This window comes from Roseobacter sp. MED193 (genome assembly GCF_000152965.1).
Taxonomy (GTDB): domain Bacteria; phylum Pseudomonadota; class Alphaproteobacteria; order Rhodobacterales; family Rhodobacteraceae; genus Pseudophaeobacter.
Genome location: NZ_CH902583.1, coordinates 1,726,635 through 1,741,478, shown reverse-complemented (window position 1 = coordinate 1,741,478; position 14,844 = coordinate 1,726,635). Strand labels below are relative to the sequence as shown.

At 59.0% G+C, this 14,844-nt stretch carries 16 protein-coding genes; 10 read left to right on the top strand and 6 right to left on the bottom strand.

Annotation, left to right across the window (positions count from 1 at the left end; all coding sequences use genetic code 11):
- Positions 1-82: 82 nt before the first annotated feature.
- The 4 genes from ccoG to ccoS are packed head-to-tail and all read left to right on the top strand — an operon-like array spanning position 83 to position 4,398.
- Positions 83-1,528, top strand: coding sequence for a cytochrome c oxidase accessory protein CcoG (gene ccoG / locus MED193_RS10765; RefSeq protein WP_039966106.1), 1,446 nt, complete (start codon positions 83-85; stop codon positions 1,526-1,528).
- 2 nt (positions 1,529-1,530) lie between these two features.
- Positions 1,531-1,995, top strand: coding sequence for a FixH family protein (locus tag MED193_RS10760; protein ID WP_009809752.1), 465 nt, complete (start codon positions 1,531-1,533; stop codon positions 1,993-1,995).
- A 6-nt stretch (positions 1,996-2,001) separates the two neighbouring features.
- Positions 2,002-4,206, top strand: a complete 2,205-nt coding sequence (locus MED193_RS10755; protein WP_009809751.1) for a heavy metal translocating P-type ATPase — start codon at positions 2,002-2,004, stop codon at positions 4,204-4,206.
- A gap of 33 nt (positions 4,207-4,239) precedes the next feature.
- The gene (gene ccoS / locus MED193_RS10750; protein WP_009809750.1) at positions 4,240-4,398 is read left to right on the top strand and encodes a cbb3-type cytochrome oxidase assembly protein CcoS; all 159 of its coding nucleotides are present in this window, start codon (positions 4,240-4,242) and stop codon (positions 4,396-4,398) included.
- 135 nt (positions 4,399-4,533) lie between these two features.
- Here the strand turns inward: ccoS and MED193_RS10745 are convergent, their stop codons facing one another.
- The 4 genes from MED193_RS10745 to MED193_RS10730 all read right to left on the bottom strand — a co-directional run bounded on the left by MED193_RS10745 (position 4,534) and on the right by MED193_RS10730 (position 8,185).
- Positions 4,534-4,854: a hypothetical protein gene (locus MED193_RS10745; protein ID WP_009809749.1), complete on the bottom strand. Its 321-nt coding sequence runs from the start codon at positions 4,852-4,854 to the stop codon at positions 4,534-4,536.
- Positions 4,855-5,045: 191 nt separating this feature from the next.
- Positions 5,046-6,710: a D-alanyl-D-alanine carboxypeptidase family protein gene (locus MED193_RS10740; protein WP_009809748.1), complete on the bottom strand. Its 1,665-nt coding sequence runs from the start codon at positions 6,708-6,710 to the stop codon at positions 5,046-5,048.
- A gap of 356 nt (positions 6,711-7,066) precedes the next feature.
- Entirely contained in the window at positions 7,067-7,393 is a 327-nt protein-coding gene (locus MED193_RS10735; protein ID WP_039966105.1) for a hypothetical protein, read from the bottom strand.
- 60 nt (positions 7,394-7,453) lie between these two features.
- Positions 7,454-8,185 (bottom strand): HAD family hydrolase, encoded by a 732-nt coding sequence (locus MED193_RS10730; RefSeq protein WP_039966838.1) that lies wholly within the window; start codon positions 8,183-8,185, stop codon positions 7,454-7,456.
- Between the two features lie 97 nt (positions 8,186-8,282).
- Here MED193_RS10730 and clpS point away from each other — a divergent pair, with 97 nt between their 5' ends.
- The 5 genes from clpS to MED193_RS10705 all read left to right on the top strand — a co-directional run bounded on the left by clpS (position 8,283) and on the right by MED193_RS10705 (position 12,444).
- Positions 8,283-8,627, top strand: coding sequence for an ATP-dependent Clp protease adapter ClpS (gene clpS / locus MED193_RS10725; protein WP_009809745.1), 345 nt, complete (start codon positions 8,283-8,285; stop codon positions 8,625-8,627).
- A gap of 24 nt (positions 8,628-8,651) precedes the next feature.
- Positions 8,652-9,653, top strand: a complete 1,002-nt coding sequence (locus tag MED193_RS10720; protein WP_009809744.1) for a class I SAM-dependent methyltransferase — start codon at positions 8,652-8,654, stop codon at positions 9,651-9,653.
- A gap of 96 nt (positions 9,654-9,749) precedes the next feature.
- Positions 9,750-10,553, top strand: coding sequence for an SDR family NAD(P)-dependent oxidoreductase (locus tag MED193_RS10715; RefSeq protein WP_039966104.1), 804 nt, complete (start codon positions 9,750-9,752; stop codon positions 10,551-10,553).
- A gap of 37 nt (positions 10,554-10,590) precedes the next feature.
- A complete protein-coding gene (gene hemF, locus MED193_RS10710) occupies positions 10,591-11,484 on the top strand; it encodes an oxygen-dependent coproporphyrinogen oxidase (protein WP_009809742.1) in 894 nt (297 codons plus the stop codon).
- Positions 11,485-11,628: 144 nt separating this feature from the next.
- Positions 11,629-12,444 carry a GH25 family lysozyme gene (locus tag MED193_RS10705; RefSeq protein WP_039966103.1) on the top strand — a complete coding sequence of 272 codons (816 nt, stop codon included), beginning with the start codon at positions 11,629-11,631 and terminating at the stop codon, positions 12,442-12,444.
- Positions 12,445-12,459: 15 nt separating this feature from the next.
- Here the strand turns inward: MED193_RS10705 and MED193_RS10700 are convergent, their stop codons facing one another.
- Positions 12,460-12,705 carry a hypothetical protein gene (locus MED193_RS10700; RefSeq protein ID WP_009809740.1) on the bottom strand — a complete coding sequence of 82 codons (246 nt, stop codon included), beginning with the start codon at positions 12,703-12,705 and terminating at the stop codon, positions 12,460-12,462.
- Positions 12,706-12,726: 21 nt separating this feature from the next.
- The gene (hemC, locus tag MED193_RS10695) at positions 12,727-13,686 is read right to left on the bottom strand and encodes a hydroxymethylbilane synthase (protein WP_009809739.1); all 960 of its coding nucleotides are present in this window, start codon (positions 13,684-13,686) and stop codon (positions 12,727-12,729) included.
- Positions 13,687-13,805: 119 nt separating this feature from the next.
- On the opposite strand from hemC, the gene hemE reads away from it, so the two are divergent.
- Complete coding sequence (hemE, locus tag MED193_RS10690; RefSeq protein ID WP_009809738.1) at positions 13,806-14,840, top strand: uroporphyrinogen decarboxylase; 1,035 nt, start codon at positions 13,806-13,808, stop codon at positions 14,838-14,840.
- The last annotated feature ends 4 nt before the right edge of the window (positions 14,841-14,844 follow it).

The following is a 14,844-nucleotide window of genomic DNA, read 5'->3' as shown; positions in this document are numbered from 1 at the left end:
CTTTTTGATCCACGTCAAAGAGCGTGACCTTAACTTTTGAAAGAACCAAGCTAGAGAGACATATATTCAGTGGAGTGAGTCCGTGAGTGATTCCGATCCCGCCCCCAGCCTATACGCCGCCAGGGAACCCGTATTTCCACGGCGCGTTTCGGGTGTATTTCGTAACCTAAAATGGTACATTTTGGCGATCACTTTGGGGATTTACTACATCACCCCATGGATCCGCTGGGACCGCGGGCCTTCGCTGCCGGATCAGGCGGTTTTGCTCGATCTGGCCAATCGGCGTTTCTACTTCTTCTGGATCGAAATCTGGCCACATGAGTTCTACTTTGTGGCTGGTCTATTGATCATGGCGGGTCTGGGACTGTTCCTCTTTACCTCGGCCCTGGGGCGTGTCTGGTGTGGCTATGCCTGTCCGCAGACGGTTTGGACCGATCTGTTCATATTGGTGGAACGATGGATCGAGGGCGATCGAAACGCCCGCCTGCGTCTGCACCGGCAAAAGAAAATGGATTTTCGCAAGGCACGTCTGCGGCTGACCAAATGGGCGTCTTGGATGCTGATAGGTTTGGCCACTGGTGGGGCCTGGGTGTTCTATTTTGCCGATGCACCGACGCTGATGGTGGATCTGGTCACCGGCCAGGCGCATCCCATTGCCTATACCACCATGCTGGTTTTGACAGCGACGACCTTCTTCTTTGGTGGCATCGCCCGCGAACAGATCTGTATCTACGCCTGCCCCTGGCCGCGTATTCAGGCCGCAATGATGGACGAAGACACGCTGGTGGTCGGCTACCGTGATTGGCGCGGCGAGCCACGCGGCAAGCTGAATAAGAATAAAGGCAAGGCCGATGTTGCGGATCCGCCGCAGGGCGATTGCATCGACTGTATGGCCTGCGTCAATGTCTGCCCTGTCGGGATTGATATCCGCGATGGTCAGCAGCTGGAATGTATCACCTGCGCGTTGTGTATTGATGCCTGCGACGATGTGATGGACAAAATCGGCAAACCGCGTGGTCTCATCGACTATATGGCGCTGTCGGACGAGGCCCATGAGCGTGCGGGGCAACCGCCGAAAAACATCTGGAAGCACATTCTGCGTCCGCGCACGATTATGTATACTTCGATGTGGAGCTTTGTCGGCCTTGCGCTGGTCTTTGCCCTGTTCATTCGCTCAGATATTGATCTGACCGTGGCGCCAGTACGCAACCCGACCTTTGTCACCCTGTCTGATGGGTCGGTGCGCAACACCTATGATGTGCGTCTGCGCAACAAACATGGTGAAGCCCGTCCCTTTAAACTGTCGCTCAAAGGCGATCCGGCCATGCGGGTGCAGCTCGAAGGCACGCCCTATGCCTCGGTTGAGGTTCCAGCGGATACCGCCTATCTTCAACGGGTCTATATCGTGACGCCCAAAGGGGCTGAGGCTTCGGATGCGGAATCAACTCCGGTCAGAATCTGGGTCGAAGATCTCACCAATGGCGAACGCGCCTATAAAGACACCACCTTTAACGGAAAAGGGAACTGATCATGGCTAAGGGGACGCGTGAACTGACAGGTCGTCACGTATTGATGATCTTTTGCGGTGCATTTGGGGTGATTATCAGCGTCAATCTGGCGCTGGCCTATAATGCGGTCAAAACCTTTCCGGGGCTCGAGGTGAAAAACTCCTATGTGGCCAGCCAGGAATTCGATACGCGGCGCGATGCGCAGCAATCGCTTGGCTGGTCGGTCTATGCCTCGGCGCAAGAGGATCAGGTTACTCTGGAAATCTCTGATGCCGAAGGCAAGCCTGTTGAAGTGGCCAAGCTGACAGCGACTTTAGGGCGGGCGACCCATGTACAGGACGACCAGATCCCGGAGTTCACCTTTAACGGAACCGCCTATGTAGCCCCTGCGAATCTTGGGCCGGGCAACTGGAATATCCGCATGGTGGCACGGGCCAAAAATGGCACTGAGTTCACCCAGCGGGTGATCCTGCACGTAAGAGGGTAGATCAAGATGACGGCCCAGATGCGCCCCGCAATGGCTGTATGCCCAGGCTGCGTTGCGGCCTCTACCGAGGCGGTCGAAACCGCCCCAACCGAGGCGGTCGAAACCGCCCCAACCGAGGCGCGTCTGGCGCTCTCCTTGCCGACAATCCACTGCCAGGCCTGTATTTCTAAGGTGGAGCGGGGGCTCAATGACCATCCCGGCATTCATTCAGCGCGGGTCAACCTGACCCTGAAGCGCGCCCTGATTGAGGCCGATCCAGAGGTGCGCGCCGATGATCTGATCCCGGTGCTCGCGGATCTGGGGTTTGAGGCCCATGAACTGGATCTGGCCACACTGGCCGCAACCCAAAGTGACCGTGCCGGGCGCGATCTGTTGATGCGGCTGGCGGTTGCCGGCTTTGCCTCTATGAATGTGATGCTTTTGTCGGTCTCGGTCTGGTCCGGGGCCTCAGACGCCACCCGTGACATGTTCCACTGGATTTCGGCCGCCATAGCTTTTCCGGCGGTGATCTTTGCCGGTAAGCCCTTCTTTACCAATGCCTGGAGCGCCCTACGGGTTGGGCGGCTCAATATGGATGTGCCGATTGTTCTGGCCCTGGTGCTGGCGCTTGTCACCTCTCTTTGGGAGACCAGCCTGTCGGGGGATCACGCCTATTTTGATGCGGCCCTGACCCTGACCTTCTTATTGCTGGCTGGGCGCTATCTGGATTATCGCACCCGCGCCGTGGCGCGCTCCGCGGCCGAGGAACTTGCCGCACTCGAAGTGCCCCGCGCCATCCGTATGGAAGACGATACGGAGGTCGAGGTGCCGGTGGCTGATCTGGCCTATGGCGATCTTATCCTGGTGCGCCCAGGTGGTCGGATGCCGGTGGATGGCGTCATTGCCACAGGCGAATCCGAGCTGGACCGTTCTTTGCTCACTGGCGAGACGCTGCCGGTCTTTGCCGCGCCGGGCACGCAGGTTTCGGCAGGGGAGGTCAATCTGACCGGCCCATTGGTGGTCCGGGCTGAGGCCGTGGGCGAGGACACCTCGCTGCACCGGATGGCGGATCTGGTCGCGATCGCCGAGTCTGGCCGCTCGCGCTATACCTCGCTGGCCGATAGCGCCGCCAAGCTTTATGCCCCGGGTGTTCATATCCTTTCGGCTTTGGCCTTTGTGGGCTGGTATCTCTACACCTTTGATCTGCGCATGGCGCTGAATATTGCGGCGGCTGTTTTGATCATCACCTGCCCCTGCGCGCTGGGTCTTGCGGTGCCTGCGGTGACCACGGCGGCCTCGGGGCGGTTGTTCAAAAAGGGCATGTTGATCAAACATTCCACCGCGTTGGAGCGTCTGGCCGGAGTGGATACCGTGGTTTTTGACAAAACCGGTACCTTGACGACGGGGACCCCGCAGTTGGAAAACCTCGAAGTCTTCACCCGCGCCGAGCTGGAAATCGCCCTGGCGCTGGCGGAAGGCTCTTCGCATCCGCTGTCGCGGGCTCTCACCGCTGCGGCACGTACGGCGGGAATAGCTCCGGCCGACGTTACCGACCTGCAGGAACGCCCAGGCTTTGGTACCCAAGGCCAGTATATGGGTCGCACCGTACGCTTGGGCCGTGCCGCTTGGTTGGGGGCTGACCAGGGCAGTCAAACGGCAGCCTGGCTGGACACCGGTGAAGGGGCTGCGCCACGTGGGTTCCTGTTCCACGATGCGCTGCGCCCCGGTGCCGCCGAGGCGGTGGCGCAACTGCATGCGGCTGGCAAAGAGGTTTTGTTGATCTCCGGCGATACCACCGCCGCAGTCGAGGATCTGGCGCAGCGTCTGGGCATCCAGAAATGGCTGGCGGAGGCGCTGCCGGAGGACAAGGCCGAGCGCATTCAATCTCTGTCTGACCGGGGCCACAAGGTTCTGATGGTGGGCGACGGGTTGAACGACACCGCTGCCCTGACGGCGGCGCATGTCTCGATCTCGCCGGCCTCTGCTTTGGATGCGGCGCGGGTGGCCTCGGACATTGTGCTGCTGGGCCAGGATCTGGAACCCATCGCCGAGGCCTGTGTGGTTGCCAGCAAGGCGACCAAACGCATCCGCGAGAATTTCCGCATTGCGACGCTTTACAACGTGATCGCAGTGCCGCTGGCCATAGCTGGCTTTGCAACCCCCTTGATTGCGGCGCTGGCAATGTCTAGCTCTTCGATCACCGTATCCCTTAATGCGCTGCGCCTGAAATAACCTGCGCCGCCCCCGACAAAAGTGCCCTAGCCCATGAGCGTTCTTGCCTATCTCATCCCCATTTCGCTGTTGCTGGGTGGCGGCGCCTTGGCGGCCTTTGTCTATACGGTGCGCTCAAACCAGTATGACGACCCCGAAGGGGACTCACGCCGTATCCTGAGCGAGGAATGGGACGATCACCCCAAGCCGTGAACGCTGATTTGAGACAGAGAAATTGGCCGCAAAACCTCTAGGGTATCCTAAGGGCCGTAGAGCGGGACATTGCTGCCGTTAAAAGAAACGATGCGAAGGGCTGCTTTGCTAACAATGCCCTTTCCTGACCTAACTTCATTGAAGATATTCAGGTGCGAAGATCTTTAAAAACCCGACGACCAAGAAAAGCGTCAAGAAACTAACCACTAGATATGCGATAGCTTTACTCCATTTGCGCCGCAACTCGGGCAAAAGTTCACCAGCTATGAAACGGCCAAAGCTATTTTGAGGGCTGTTTGGGTTGCCCAAACTCTTCGGCGGATTAAATGCGCCATCCCAGTCCGACATCCCATACAAGGTGAAGATAACCTTTGCCTGCCAATAGAACGCGACCCCAAAGGCGACCAGAGCATTCACAAACAGCAAAAGAAAAAGGGCGTAAATAGCAAAGGACATGAAGCAAGATTAACGGCAAAAAGCGCATTGTTCAAATCGGTACTCCGGACATTGATACATCATGCAACATCGGGAGATCTGGGCTCGAAGCCGACATTGAAGGCACTAAAAAGGCCCCTTCGGGAAGGGGCCTTTTGCTGCGGCCAGTCACGAGGTAAGTGCGGCCACGGGTTAATCTGATGTCACAGGGCCTAGGGGCCAAGCGTGTCGCAGGCGATATTGCGGGCACTCAATCGGCGGCAGGCGAGCTCCGCCTGCTCCTTGGTCATGCCTAGGAAATTGGCGTCATAGCCCAGTCGTGATTTGGCCACTTTGCGCAGGGTACCGTTGAGGGTCTCCATCTCCGACAGCGCGGTGCGCAGCAGGACTTTTTCGGCCTGATAGGCGCTGGTGTAGCGTCCGACATTGATGCCCCAGTACCGACCGCCCGAGGTCGATAGTCGGGTGACCACCACCGGCGGCTGGTCAGCAGGCACAACGGCGTTTGCCAATTTGGTTGGGCGCGCCACAGGTCGCAGCCCGGTAAAGGGAACCGTTTGCACGGCGGCAGTCGGCGCGGAGTGTGCTGCGGCGAGAGTCAGAGTTTCGCTGCCTGCAGGTGGATTGGCGCTGGGGCTCTGTCCGGTTGCGGCTGGTAAGACCTCTGCCTCTGCAATGGCGGCGGTGATGCTGGCCTGTAGAACCGCGGGATCGATATCTGTGCTGCTCTGCTCGGCGGCATCCTGTGGTTGGATCGCCTGAGTTTGGACCTCTGGGGCTTGCAGCCCAGGGGCCGGAGTCGCGGTGGCAATTTGCACCGCTTCGGCAATCACATCCGGGTCAACAACCGGGATCGGGCGCGCCAGGGGACGGAGGCTGGTTTTGACCAATCCATTGACGCGAACCGTCTTACCAGCGCCGCCATTGGTGGCAGCCGCCACCTGGGTCGATCCGCCAATCCCTTGATTGCCAACATAGGCTGGACGCCCCGGTGCGCGCACTCTGGCGCGTGATGGAGCGCGGCGGAAGCCAAGGTCGAGCAGTTCAACGATGCGGGCATTGCGCGAGGTAGAGGATTTTCCGCCAAAAACGGTTGCGATGATGCGCTCGTCGCCGCGTTTGGCTGAGGCCACAAGGTTGGAACCCGCTGCACGGGTGTAGCCGGTTTTGATCCCGTCAGCCCCCTTGTAGGAGGCCAGCAGGCGGCGGTTGGTGTTGGGCACTGTTTTCACCCCCGCATCAATCGAGGTCCGCGAAAACAGGTGATAATACTCCGGGTAGTCATACAGGATATGGCGGCCCAGTTTGGTCATATCCCGGGCGGTCGACAGATGCCCGGCCTCGGTGAGCCCATGGGCATTCTTGAACGTGGTCCGTGACATGCCGAGCGCCTTGGCGGTGCGGGTCATGCGCCGGGCAAAGGCGGCCTCTGATCCCGAAATGGCCTCCCCAATTGCGGTGGCGGCGTCATTGGCTGATTTCACCGCAGAGGCGCGGATCAGATAGCGGAAGGCAATCCGCTGGCCGGATTTGAGCCCCAGCTTCGAGGGGGGCTCTGCGGCGGCATTCTTGCTGATACGGACCTTCTGGTCGAGAGAGATCTCGCCGTTGCGCACGGCTTCGAAGGCGATGTAGAGGGTCATCATCTTGGTCAATGAAGCGGGATGCAATCGGGCATCTGCATTGCGCGAGTGCAGCACCTCACCCGTACGCGCATCCACAACGACGGCCGCGTAGGGCGCCGCTTGGGCCTGGGTTGGGGGAATCAGCGCCATCCCAAGAAAGAGAACAACACCCATGATCCACAGCACAGACCGGGCCCTTGCCCGCTGCCCGCGGATCAGGCGATTACACCTGATCTGCACGATATCTGCCATTTTTGCCTCTTGCCGCCGGTTTTCCGGCTGACGTTTTTGCCTGCTATGGAAAAATCGTAGCATAGAAGATGGCTGGAAGAAACCTTGGCGATCAACGGGTAAACAGGGGGGAGAAAGAGCTTCCCCCAGATTTAGTGGCGCCGGGGCGAGTCTCGCCTAAATCGGGGTTGTCTTAAAGAAGTGTAAATAAAATCACAGGCTTTTACCCTGCCAAATCCTGGGGCAGCAGCAGGCGAATTGCCCCCTGTGCGACCTCTGGGCAACAGGTGAAAAGTTTGTTTGCCAACTCCGCCTCGATTCTTATCCACAGCGCAGAAGAGGCCGGGGTGGCCCCAGCGCTCTCTCTTTGCCTGGGGCTAGGGTTCGAGTTTACGAGTCACGTAATGGGGCGTGGAGTAATGCAATCCAAATGAGAACTCGCAGGGGCGCGGTACCCTGGCACTCACGGCCTGCTCCAGTGCGCTGAGCAGAGTGGTAGAGAATGCGTCGTCCCGGTGTGGTTTTACCAAGAGAGAGAGGCTGACAGTGACATGGCTGTGATGGTATTCATCCGTGGGATAGGCGCGCCCCTTGCAAGCGCCAGCACCAGAGTCATGGCGCAGGATGATGGCCTCGATCTCTGCCAGAATCGCGGCGCTATCGAGCTCTAGATCACTTGAGTATTTTATCTCGGCATGGGGCATGGTTTGACCGGTCCTGTCTGTCTGATGCATTCGTAATGTTGGTTTTGGGGGAGCAGCTGTTTATCGCGTCCTGAGCTTTTCCTCAATCTGCGCCACAAGCTGGGGCAATTGGCTCAGATCCGTGATGGCGTTGTAGCGGGGGCTATCCTCAGGGGGCTCTGCATGTTCCAGCTCCCAGATCTCCCCATGTGGGACATAGGTGCCCCAGCCGCCAGCCGTGACCACGGGGACCACATCAGAACGCATGGAGTTGCCCACCATCATGGCGCGCTCAACCCCATCTCCGTGCCGCTCAAAGATCTCCCTGTAGGTCTCTGGGGTCTTTTCCGAGACGATCTCGACCGCGTCAAACAGGTCGCCCAGGCCGGATTGCGCCAGTTTGCGTTCTTGGTCCAGCAAGTCCCCCTTGGTGATCAACACCACCTGGTGGCTTGCCGCCAGATGGCTGACGGCCTCTTGGGCATGGGGCAGCAGTTCAATTGGGTAGGACAGCATCATCTGTCCGGCCACGATCAGCTCTTGAATAACGCTGGCCGGAACCCGCTGCTCGGTCACCTCAATTGCGGTTTCGATCATCGACAGGGTGAACCCTTTGACCCCGTAGCCATACCGACCAAGGTTGCGCTTTTCTGCCGCCAACAACCGCTGATCCAGGGCTGGCTGATCCAGGTCTTCGGCGGTATGATCCTGCAACAGCTCCGCAAATCTTTCCTGGGTCACACGAAAGAAGCGCTCATTATGCCAAAGCGTGTCGTCGGCATCAAAACCGATTGTTGTCAAATTGCCCGTCACGGTACATTTCAATCCCTTTTCCTGCCCTTTTCCTGAGCTGGCTTTACGCTATATAAGCGGGATATAGATTTCCACGCATGACTGGAACACCAAGCCGATGCCGTTGCTGCCTGTGATGATGTCCAAATTTTCGGACGATGACGATACCGATCTGGGTCTATTGACTAAGACGCGCCCAAAAACGCAGCGCCCGCCGCGGTATAAGGTGCTGTTGCTCAATGACGACTACACGCCAATGGAATTTGTCGTGATGGTGCTGGAGCGGTTCTTTGGTATGACCCATGCCCAGTCTTTTGAAATCATGCTTACCGTGCACAAAAAGGGCGTCGCGGTTGTGGGGGTCTTCACCCATGAAATCGCCGAGACCAAGGTTGCTCAGGTGATGGATTTTGCCAATCGCCATCAGCATCCGCTGCAATGTACGATGGAAAAAGAAGAATAATATCAACATCTAAAAGGATGTGTCATGTCCCTGCGCCTGTCCCTGGCCCTTGACGCGGGTGGCTGTGCCCTGCCCGATGAGGGCCGTATTGCTGTCTTTGCGCCTCGCGCTGGTTTGGATCTTTCTGCCCTGCCAAAAGACCGCGTGCTGATCCTGCAGCCGTTGCGACCGGATTTTGAAAGCTTCGAGGCGGCAGGCTTTGCCTGTCTGCCCGAACTGGCCGATCTTCCCGAGACTGAACGCTTTGCCGCTGCCGTGGTTTTCTTGCCCCGTGCAAAGGCTGAGGCCCGAATGTTGGTGGCACAGGCCGAATCCATAACTGCTGGCCCAGTGCTGGTGGATGGGGCCAAAACCGATGGGATCGATTCGGTGCTCAAAAACCTGCGCAAATGCACTGACACCTCGGCGCCACTGTCAAAGGCGCATGGAAAGATCTTCTGGTTCCAAGGCGGAAACAATAGGCTGAGCGATTGGATCCCCGAACCGGGCGTCAGCGTCGATGGCTTTATCACTGCGCCTGGTGTTTTTTCTGCAGATGGTATCGACCCGGCCTCGAAGCTCTTGGCAGGCTGTCTGCCGGAGAAACTGGGTCGCCGGGTTGCGGATCTTGGTGCTGGCTGGGGCTACCTGGCCGCACAGATTCTCCAACGCACAGGCGTGGAGCATTTGCATTTGGTCGAGGCGGATCATGTGGCGCTGGGCTGTGCCCGGCATAATGTTGCAGATGTACGGGCCGAATTCCACTGGGCTGATGCGCGCAAGTGGCAGGCACCGGAACAGATCAATACGGTGGTGATGAACCCGCCATTCCACGCGGGGCGCAGCGCCGAGCCCGAACTCGGCCAGGCCTTTATCTCGGCGGCTGCAAACATGCTGGTGGCATCCGGGCATCTGTGGATGGTGGCCAACCGCCATCTCCCCTATGAGACCCTGCTGGGGGAGCGGTTTTCTGCGGTGAGCGAAGTTGCGGGCGACAACCGGTTTAAGGTCTTACATGCCCAGCGTCCAAGGCGCGCCAAAGGCTGATTTCCTGCGGGCCTATGCCGTTATATTCGTCGTTTCCAAAACGGGAACCGGAGAGTAGGCTCGCGCCCAGAACGAAACTTCAGGAGTATGCTTCGCATGTCCTTTTCCATCTCAGGCAAGACGGCCATTGTAACCGGTGCCTCGTCGGGTATTGGCTTGGCGATCGGCCGTCAGTTTGTGGCCGCCGGTGCCAATGTCATGTTTGCGGATACCAGTGAAGCCGCGCTGCTGCATGAGCTGGGCGAGCAGGCGGAGGAAAGCAACATCCGCTATTTCGCCGGAGACCTGCGTGAACGGCTGACCATTGCCAATTTGCTGTCGGCGACGATTGATGCCTTTGATCAGGTCGACATTCTGGTCAATGGAGCGCGACAAGTGGTGCAAAGTGACCCTCTGGATCCCAATGATGACTCGCTAGAGCTGTTGCTGATGGAAAACCTGCTGCCCACCCTGCGCCTGTCTCAGCAAGTGGCGCGTCGGATGATCAAGCAGGGCGAGGAACGTGACGAAGACGCGCCCCTGGGGGCGATTGTCAATCTGTCCTCGATTGCGGCGCGGCGCACCCATCCTGAGCTGATGGCCTATTCCATCGCTTCCGCCGCGCTTGATCAGCTGACCCGCTCGCTGTCCGTCTCTTTGGCGCCCCATCGTATCCGGGTGAATTCTATTGCCTTTGGCTCGGTGATGAGCGCCTCGATGCGTTCAACCCTGAAAGACAACCGCAGCTATCGGTCGGATATCGAAGAGCACACGCCGCTGGGCCGGATTGCCTCCCCGACAGAACTGACCGAAGCGGCGCAGTATCTGGCATCGGATGCCTCTGCCTTTATGACAGGGCAGGTGATGACTTTGGACGGTGGGCGCACCCTGCTGGATCCGGTTGCCGCACCGGTCCACTAACGCGCGCCCCCATAGATCACAGCAGAAAGCCCCCTTGATGACCGCCGATATGAGCACCGAAAAAGCCCAGGCCGCTGCCTGGTTTCGCACCCTGCGCGACGAGATCGTCGCGGCCTTTGAAGCGCTGGAAGATCGCCATGACCAGGGACCCTTTGCAGAGTTGGAGCCAGGCCGGTTTGAGGTTACCCAGACCAAACGGGCGGCAGAGGATGGGTCAGATGCCGGCGGTGGGTTGATGAGCGTGATGCGCGGAGGCCGGGTGTTTGAAAAGGTTGGCGTCAATATTTCAGAAGTCTACGGCACCCTGGGCGAGCGGGCGCAGAATGCCATGGCGGCCCGCAAGGGCCTGCCGGGGATGAAGGAAGACCCGCGGTTCTGGGCTTCAGGGATTTCCCTGGTGGCGCATATGCGCAACCCCCATGCTCCAGCCGTGCATATGAATACCCGAATGTTCTGGACCCCGCATGCCTGGTGGTTTGGCGGTGGCTCGGATCTGAATCCCTGTCTTGAGTACGATGAAGACACCGCGCATTTCCACGCCACCCAAAAGGCCCATCTCGACCCGTATGGTGCCGATCTGTACCCCCGGCTGAAAGACTGGGCGGATGAGTATTTCTATATCCCCCACCGCAACCGGGCGCGTGGCGTTGGCGGTATCTTTATGGATGATCACAACAGTGGCGACTGGGCGACGGATTTTGCCCTGACACAGGATATCGGCCGCGCCTTCTTGCCTGCCTATCTGCCACTGGTGGACAAGCGCCGGGTGCAGGATTTTTCGGAGGCCGACAAGGACGCGCAATTGGTGCATCGCGGGCTCTATGCGGAATATAACCTGGTCTATGATCGCGGTACCAAATTTGGCCTTGAGACCGGCCATGATGCCAATGCCGTGCTGATGAGCCTGCCGCCCATGGCGAAATGGGTCTGAGGCAGCGTACCAAACGGGCGCGAAATTGTGCCCATTTCCCGGTGGCTGCAGCTTTGCACTAGGAAAACAGATATCTTCGATACAAATTGAAAGAACCGGCGCATTTGCAGCCGGTTCTTTTGTCTTTGGTTCAAGGGTTTCGTGATGCGTAGCAGGGTTTTAGGTGTTCTGGCAATTATGACCCTGGCGAGTTGCGGCGCCAAATCACCGCCCCCGCCAGAGGGGAGCACCGCCCCGACGCAACGTCCCTCCGAGGCCCAGCTGGCCCAGCTCACCACCTTTCCTCGCTTTGGCGACAATGACCCGCATGAATGGACCGGGCGCGGCCCCAACAGTTATGCGATCCATGGTATTGATGTCTCCCGCTATCAGGGCGAGATCGACTGGCCACAGGTGAAATCCGCAGGCGTCTCCTTTGCCTATATTAAGGCAACTGAAGGCGGCGATGTGGCCGACCCGCGCTTCACCGCCAACTGGCAAGGTGCGCAACGTGCAGGGGTTCCACGTGGTGCCTATCACTATTTCTATTTCTGCCGCCCCGCCGAGGAGCAAGCACGCTGGTTTATCAAACATGTGCCACGCGACCCAAAGGCCTTGCCGCCAGTTCTGGACATGGAATGGAACCCGAGCTCGCGCACCTGCACAAAACGCCCTGATGGCCGGGTGGTGCGGGCCGAGGCGCGCAAGTTCCTGGCCCTGCTAGAGGCGCATTACGGTCAGCGCCCGGTGGTCTATACCACGGTGGATTTCTACCGCGAGACTGGCATTGGGCGGTTGCGCGGGACTGAGTTCTGGCTGCGCTCGGTCGCGGGACATCCCCGTCAGGTCTACCCCGGCGCCTTTTGGCGGTTGTGGCAATATACCGGCACCGGAGTGGTGCCGGGGATTGAGGGTAACGTGGATCTGAATGTGTTCCACGACAGCCCTGAAACCTGGCTGCGTTGGTCCGGGCAGCTCTGATTTCTGGCTAAGTCGTCATTCAGTACGCCAAATGCGAAGCAGATTGGTCATGACGGAGTCTTTGCGTTGTGGGGTGCTCGATAGCTCTCCTCCGCCCCAAGCCGAAGAGAAGAGCCTGACGTTGGTACCGGGCTCTGACGTCTTCAAATGCTGAAGATCGACGAGGAGCTTTTCGATCTCATCGGCACTCACAAAGATTTTTACGGTGTGATTGCCCTCTTTGACGTCTTCTGGGTCTCTGATCTCAACTGTAAAGGTCATGCCGTGCTCCCACCTTTGGCGTTATGCCCTCCAGTCAAAAAACCCGGGACCTGCGGTGGCCAGAAGTTTCGCAGCCATCTCGCGGCCTAGTTCGCCCCCGTCTTCAATGGCGCAGCTCTGATCCTCTGCAAGAGCCTCTGACCCATCCGGGCGCAGCACTTCACCGCGCAGCCGGAGTGTGCCGCCATCCAGTTCGGCCAGCCCTGCGATAGGCGTCTCACAAGAGCCATCCAACGCAGCCAGAAAGGCCCGTTCTGCCGCCAAGCGCTTGCCGGTAGTTACGTCGTGGATCGCTTCAAGCATCGCGGCGGTACGACTGTCATCGCCGCGCCGCTCGATCCCAATGGCCCCCTGCGCCACGGCTGGAAGCATGTCATTTGTCTCAATCGCGGTGGCAGGCACATCTGCCATCGCCAGTCGGTTCAGACCAGCCATCGCCAGGAAGGTGCATTCCGCCACACCTTCATTCAATTTTTTCAAACGCGTCTGCACATTGCCACGGAACTCCACCACTTTCAGGTCTGGACGACGGTTCATCAATTGCGCCCGGCGGCGCAGCGATGAGGTGCCAACCACAGCCCCGGGCTCCAGATCCTGCAGGCGTGAAAACTTGGGCGAGACAAAAGCGTCCCGCACGTCTTCGCGCGGAAGATAGCAGTCCAGCAGCAGCCCCTCGGGTTGGGCCACGGGCATATCCTTCATCGAGTGCACCGCGATGTCGATAGCGCCTGACAGTAGATCCTCCTCGATCTCCTTGGTGAACAACCCCTTGCCGCCCAACTCCTTCAGCGGCTTGTCCGCCGCAATCAGCGCCTGATTGTCGCCACTGGTTTTAATCACCACGATCTCAAAGGCCTCATGGGGCAGATCAAAGGCCTCTGCCAGGCGGCGACGGGTCTCATAGGCCTGGGCCAGCGCCAAGGGGGAACCACGGGTGCCGATTTTCAGCGGAGAAGCGGGGGAGGGCAGGTTCTGTGTCATGTTATGACCTTTAGTAGCGGCGATTTGCCGTTGCAAGCATTGCTCAGGCTACCCTTGACAATTTGCCGCTTTGGGCCGACCTCATGGGCGGTGAAACGAGCACGTAAATTGAGGGTGACATGGCTGAACAAAAGAAAATTCTGCGCGCATTGGCAGGGGAAACACAGGATGTGCCGCCAATCTGGATGATGCGCCAGGCGGGCCGCTACCTGCCCGAGTATCGCGCCACCCGGGCCCAGGCCGGGGATTTTCTCAAACTCTGCTACAACCCTGAACTTGCCGCCGAGGTCACGCTCCAGCCAATCCGGCGCTATGGGTTTGATGCGGCGATCCTCTTTGCCGACATTCTGCTGATCCCCCAGGCCCTGGGCGCGGATCTGTGGTTTGTCACCGGCGAAGGCCCGCGTCTTTCGACCATCTCCACCGAGGCCGATTTTGCAAAGCTCGGCCCAGTGTCTGACATTCACGAGACCCTGAACCCGATCTATGAAACGGTAAAGATCCTCTCGCGAGAATTGCCTGCCGAGACCACGCTGATTGGCTTTGCAGGCGCCCCCTGGACCGTCGCAACCTATATGATTGCCGGTCGTGGCACCCCGGATCAGGGCCCGGCCCATGCGCTGAAACAGGAAAACCGCCCCCTGTTTGAGGCCCTGCTGGCGCGCATCACCGAAGCCACGATTGATTACCTGTCCAAACAGATCGAAGCCGGTGCCGAAGTGGTCAAGATCTTTGACAGCTGGGCAGGCTCGCTCAAAGGCGAAGATTTCCGCAAATATGCCTTGGAACCCTGCCGCGAGATCACCGCAGCGCTGAAACAGCGCCACCCCGGTATTCCCGTCATCGGCTTCCCGCGGGAAGCGGGCGAAAAATATCTGGGCTTTGCCAAGGAAACGGGCATCGACTGTCTGGCACTGGACAATTCGGTTGACCCCCTTTGGGCAGCACAGAACCTGCAGGTGGATGGCTGCGTCCAGGGCAATTTGGCCTCGCGCCACATGGTAACCGGTGGCCAGGATCTGGTGGATGAAACCCGGGCCATCGTGCAGGCCTTCAAAAACGGCCCTCATATCTTCAACCTGGGCCATGGCATCACGCCCGACGCCGACCCTGACAATGTCCAGCTGATGATCGACACCGTGCGCGGTGGTTGAACAG

Bases quoted from the DNA above. Each gene is read 5' to 3' on its own strand.
- MED193_RS10760 (WP_009809752.1), top strand. From the start codon at position 1,531: ATGGCTAAGGGGACGCGTGAACTGACAGGTCGTCACGTATTGATGATC.
- MED193_RS10755 (WP_009809751.1), top strand. From the start codon at position 2,002: ATGACGGCCCAGATGCGCCCCGCAATGGCTGTATGCCCAGGCTGCGTT.
- ccoS (WP_009809750.1), top strand. From the start codon at position 4,240: ATGAGCGTTCTTGCCTATCTCATCCCCATTTCGCTGTTGCTGGGTGGC.
- MED193_RS10745 (WP_009809749.1), bottom strand. From the start codon at position 4,854: ATGTCCTTTGCTATTTACGCCCTTTTTCTTTTGCTGTTTGTGAATGCT.
- MED193_RS10740 (WP_009809748.1), bottom strand. From the start codon at position 6,710: ATGGCAGATATCGTGCAGATCAGGTGTAATCGCCTGATCCGCGGGCAG.
- MED193_RS10735 (WP_039966105.1), bottom strand. From the start codon at position 7,393: ATGCCCCATGCCGAGATAAAATACTCAAGTGATCTAGAGCTCGATAGC.
- clpS (WP_009809745.1), top strand. From the start codon at position 8,283: ATGCCGTTGCTGCCTGTGATGATGTCCAAATTTTCGGACGATGACGAT.
- MED193_RS10720 (WP_009809744.1), top strand. From the start codon at position 8,652: ATGTCCCTGCGCCTGTCCCTGGCCCTTGACGCGGGTGGCTGTGCCCTG.
- MED193_RS10715 (WP_039966104.1), top strand. From the start codon at position 9,750: ATGTCCTTTTCCATCTCAGGCAAGACGGCCATTGTAACCGGTGCCTCG.
- hemF (WP_009809742.1), top strand. From the start codon at position 10,591: ATGACCGCCGATATGAGCACCGAAAAAGCCCAGGCCGCTGCCTGGTTT.
- MED193_RS10705 (WP_039966103.1), top strand. From the start codon at position 11,629: ATGCGTAGCAGGGTTTTAGGTGTTCTGGCAATTATGACCCTGGCGAGT.
- MED193_RS10700 (WP_009809740.1), bottom strand. From the start codon at position 12,705: ATGACCTTTACAGTTGAGATCAGAGACCCAGAAGACGTCAAAGAGGGC.
- hemC (WP_009809739.1), bottom strand. From the start codon at position 13,686: ATGACACAGAACCTGCCCTCCCCCGCTTCTCCGCTGAAAATCGGCACC.
- hemE (WP_009809738.1), top strand. From the start codon at position 13,806: ATGGCTGAACAAAAGAAAATTCTGCGCGCATTGGCAGGGGAAACACAG.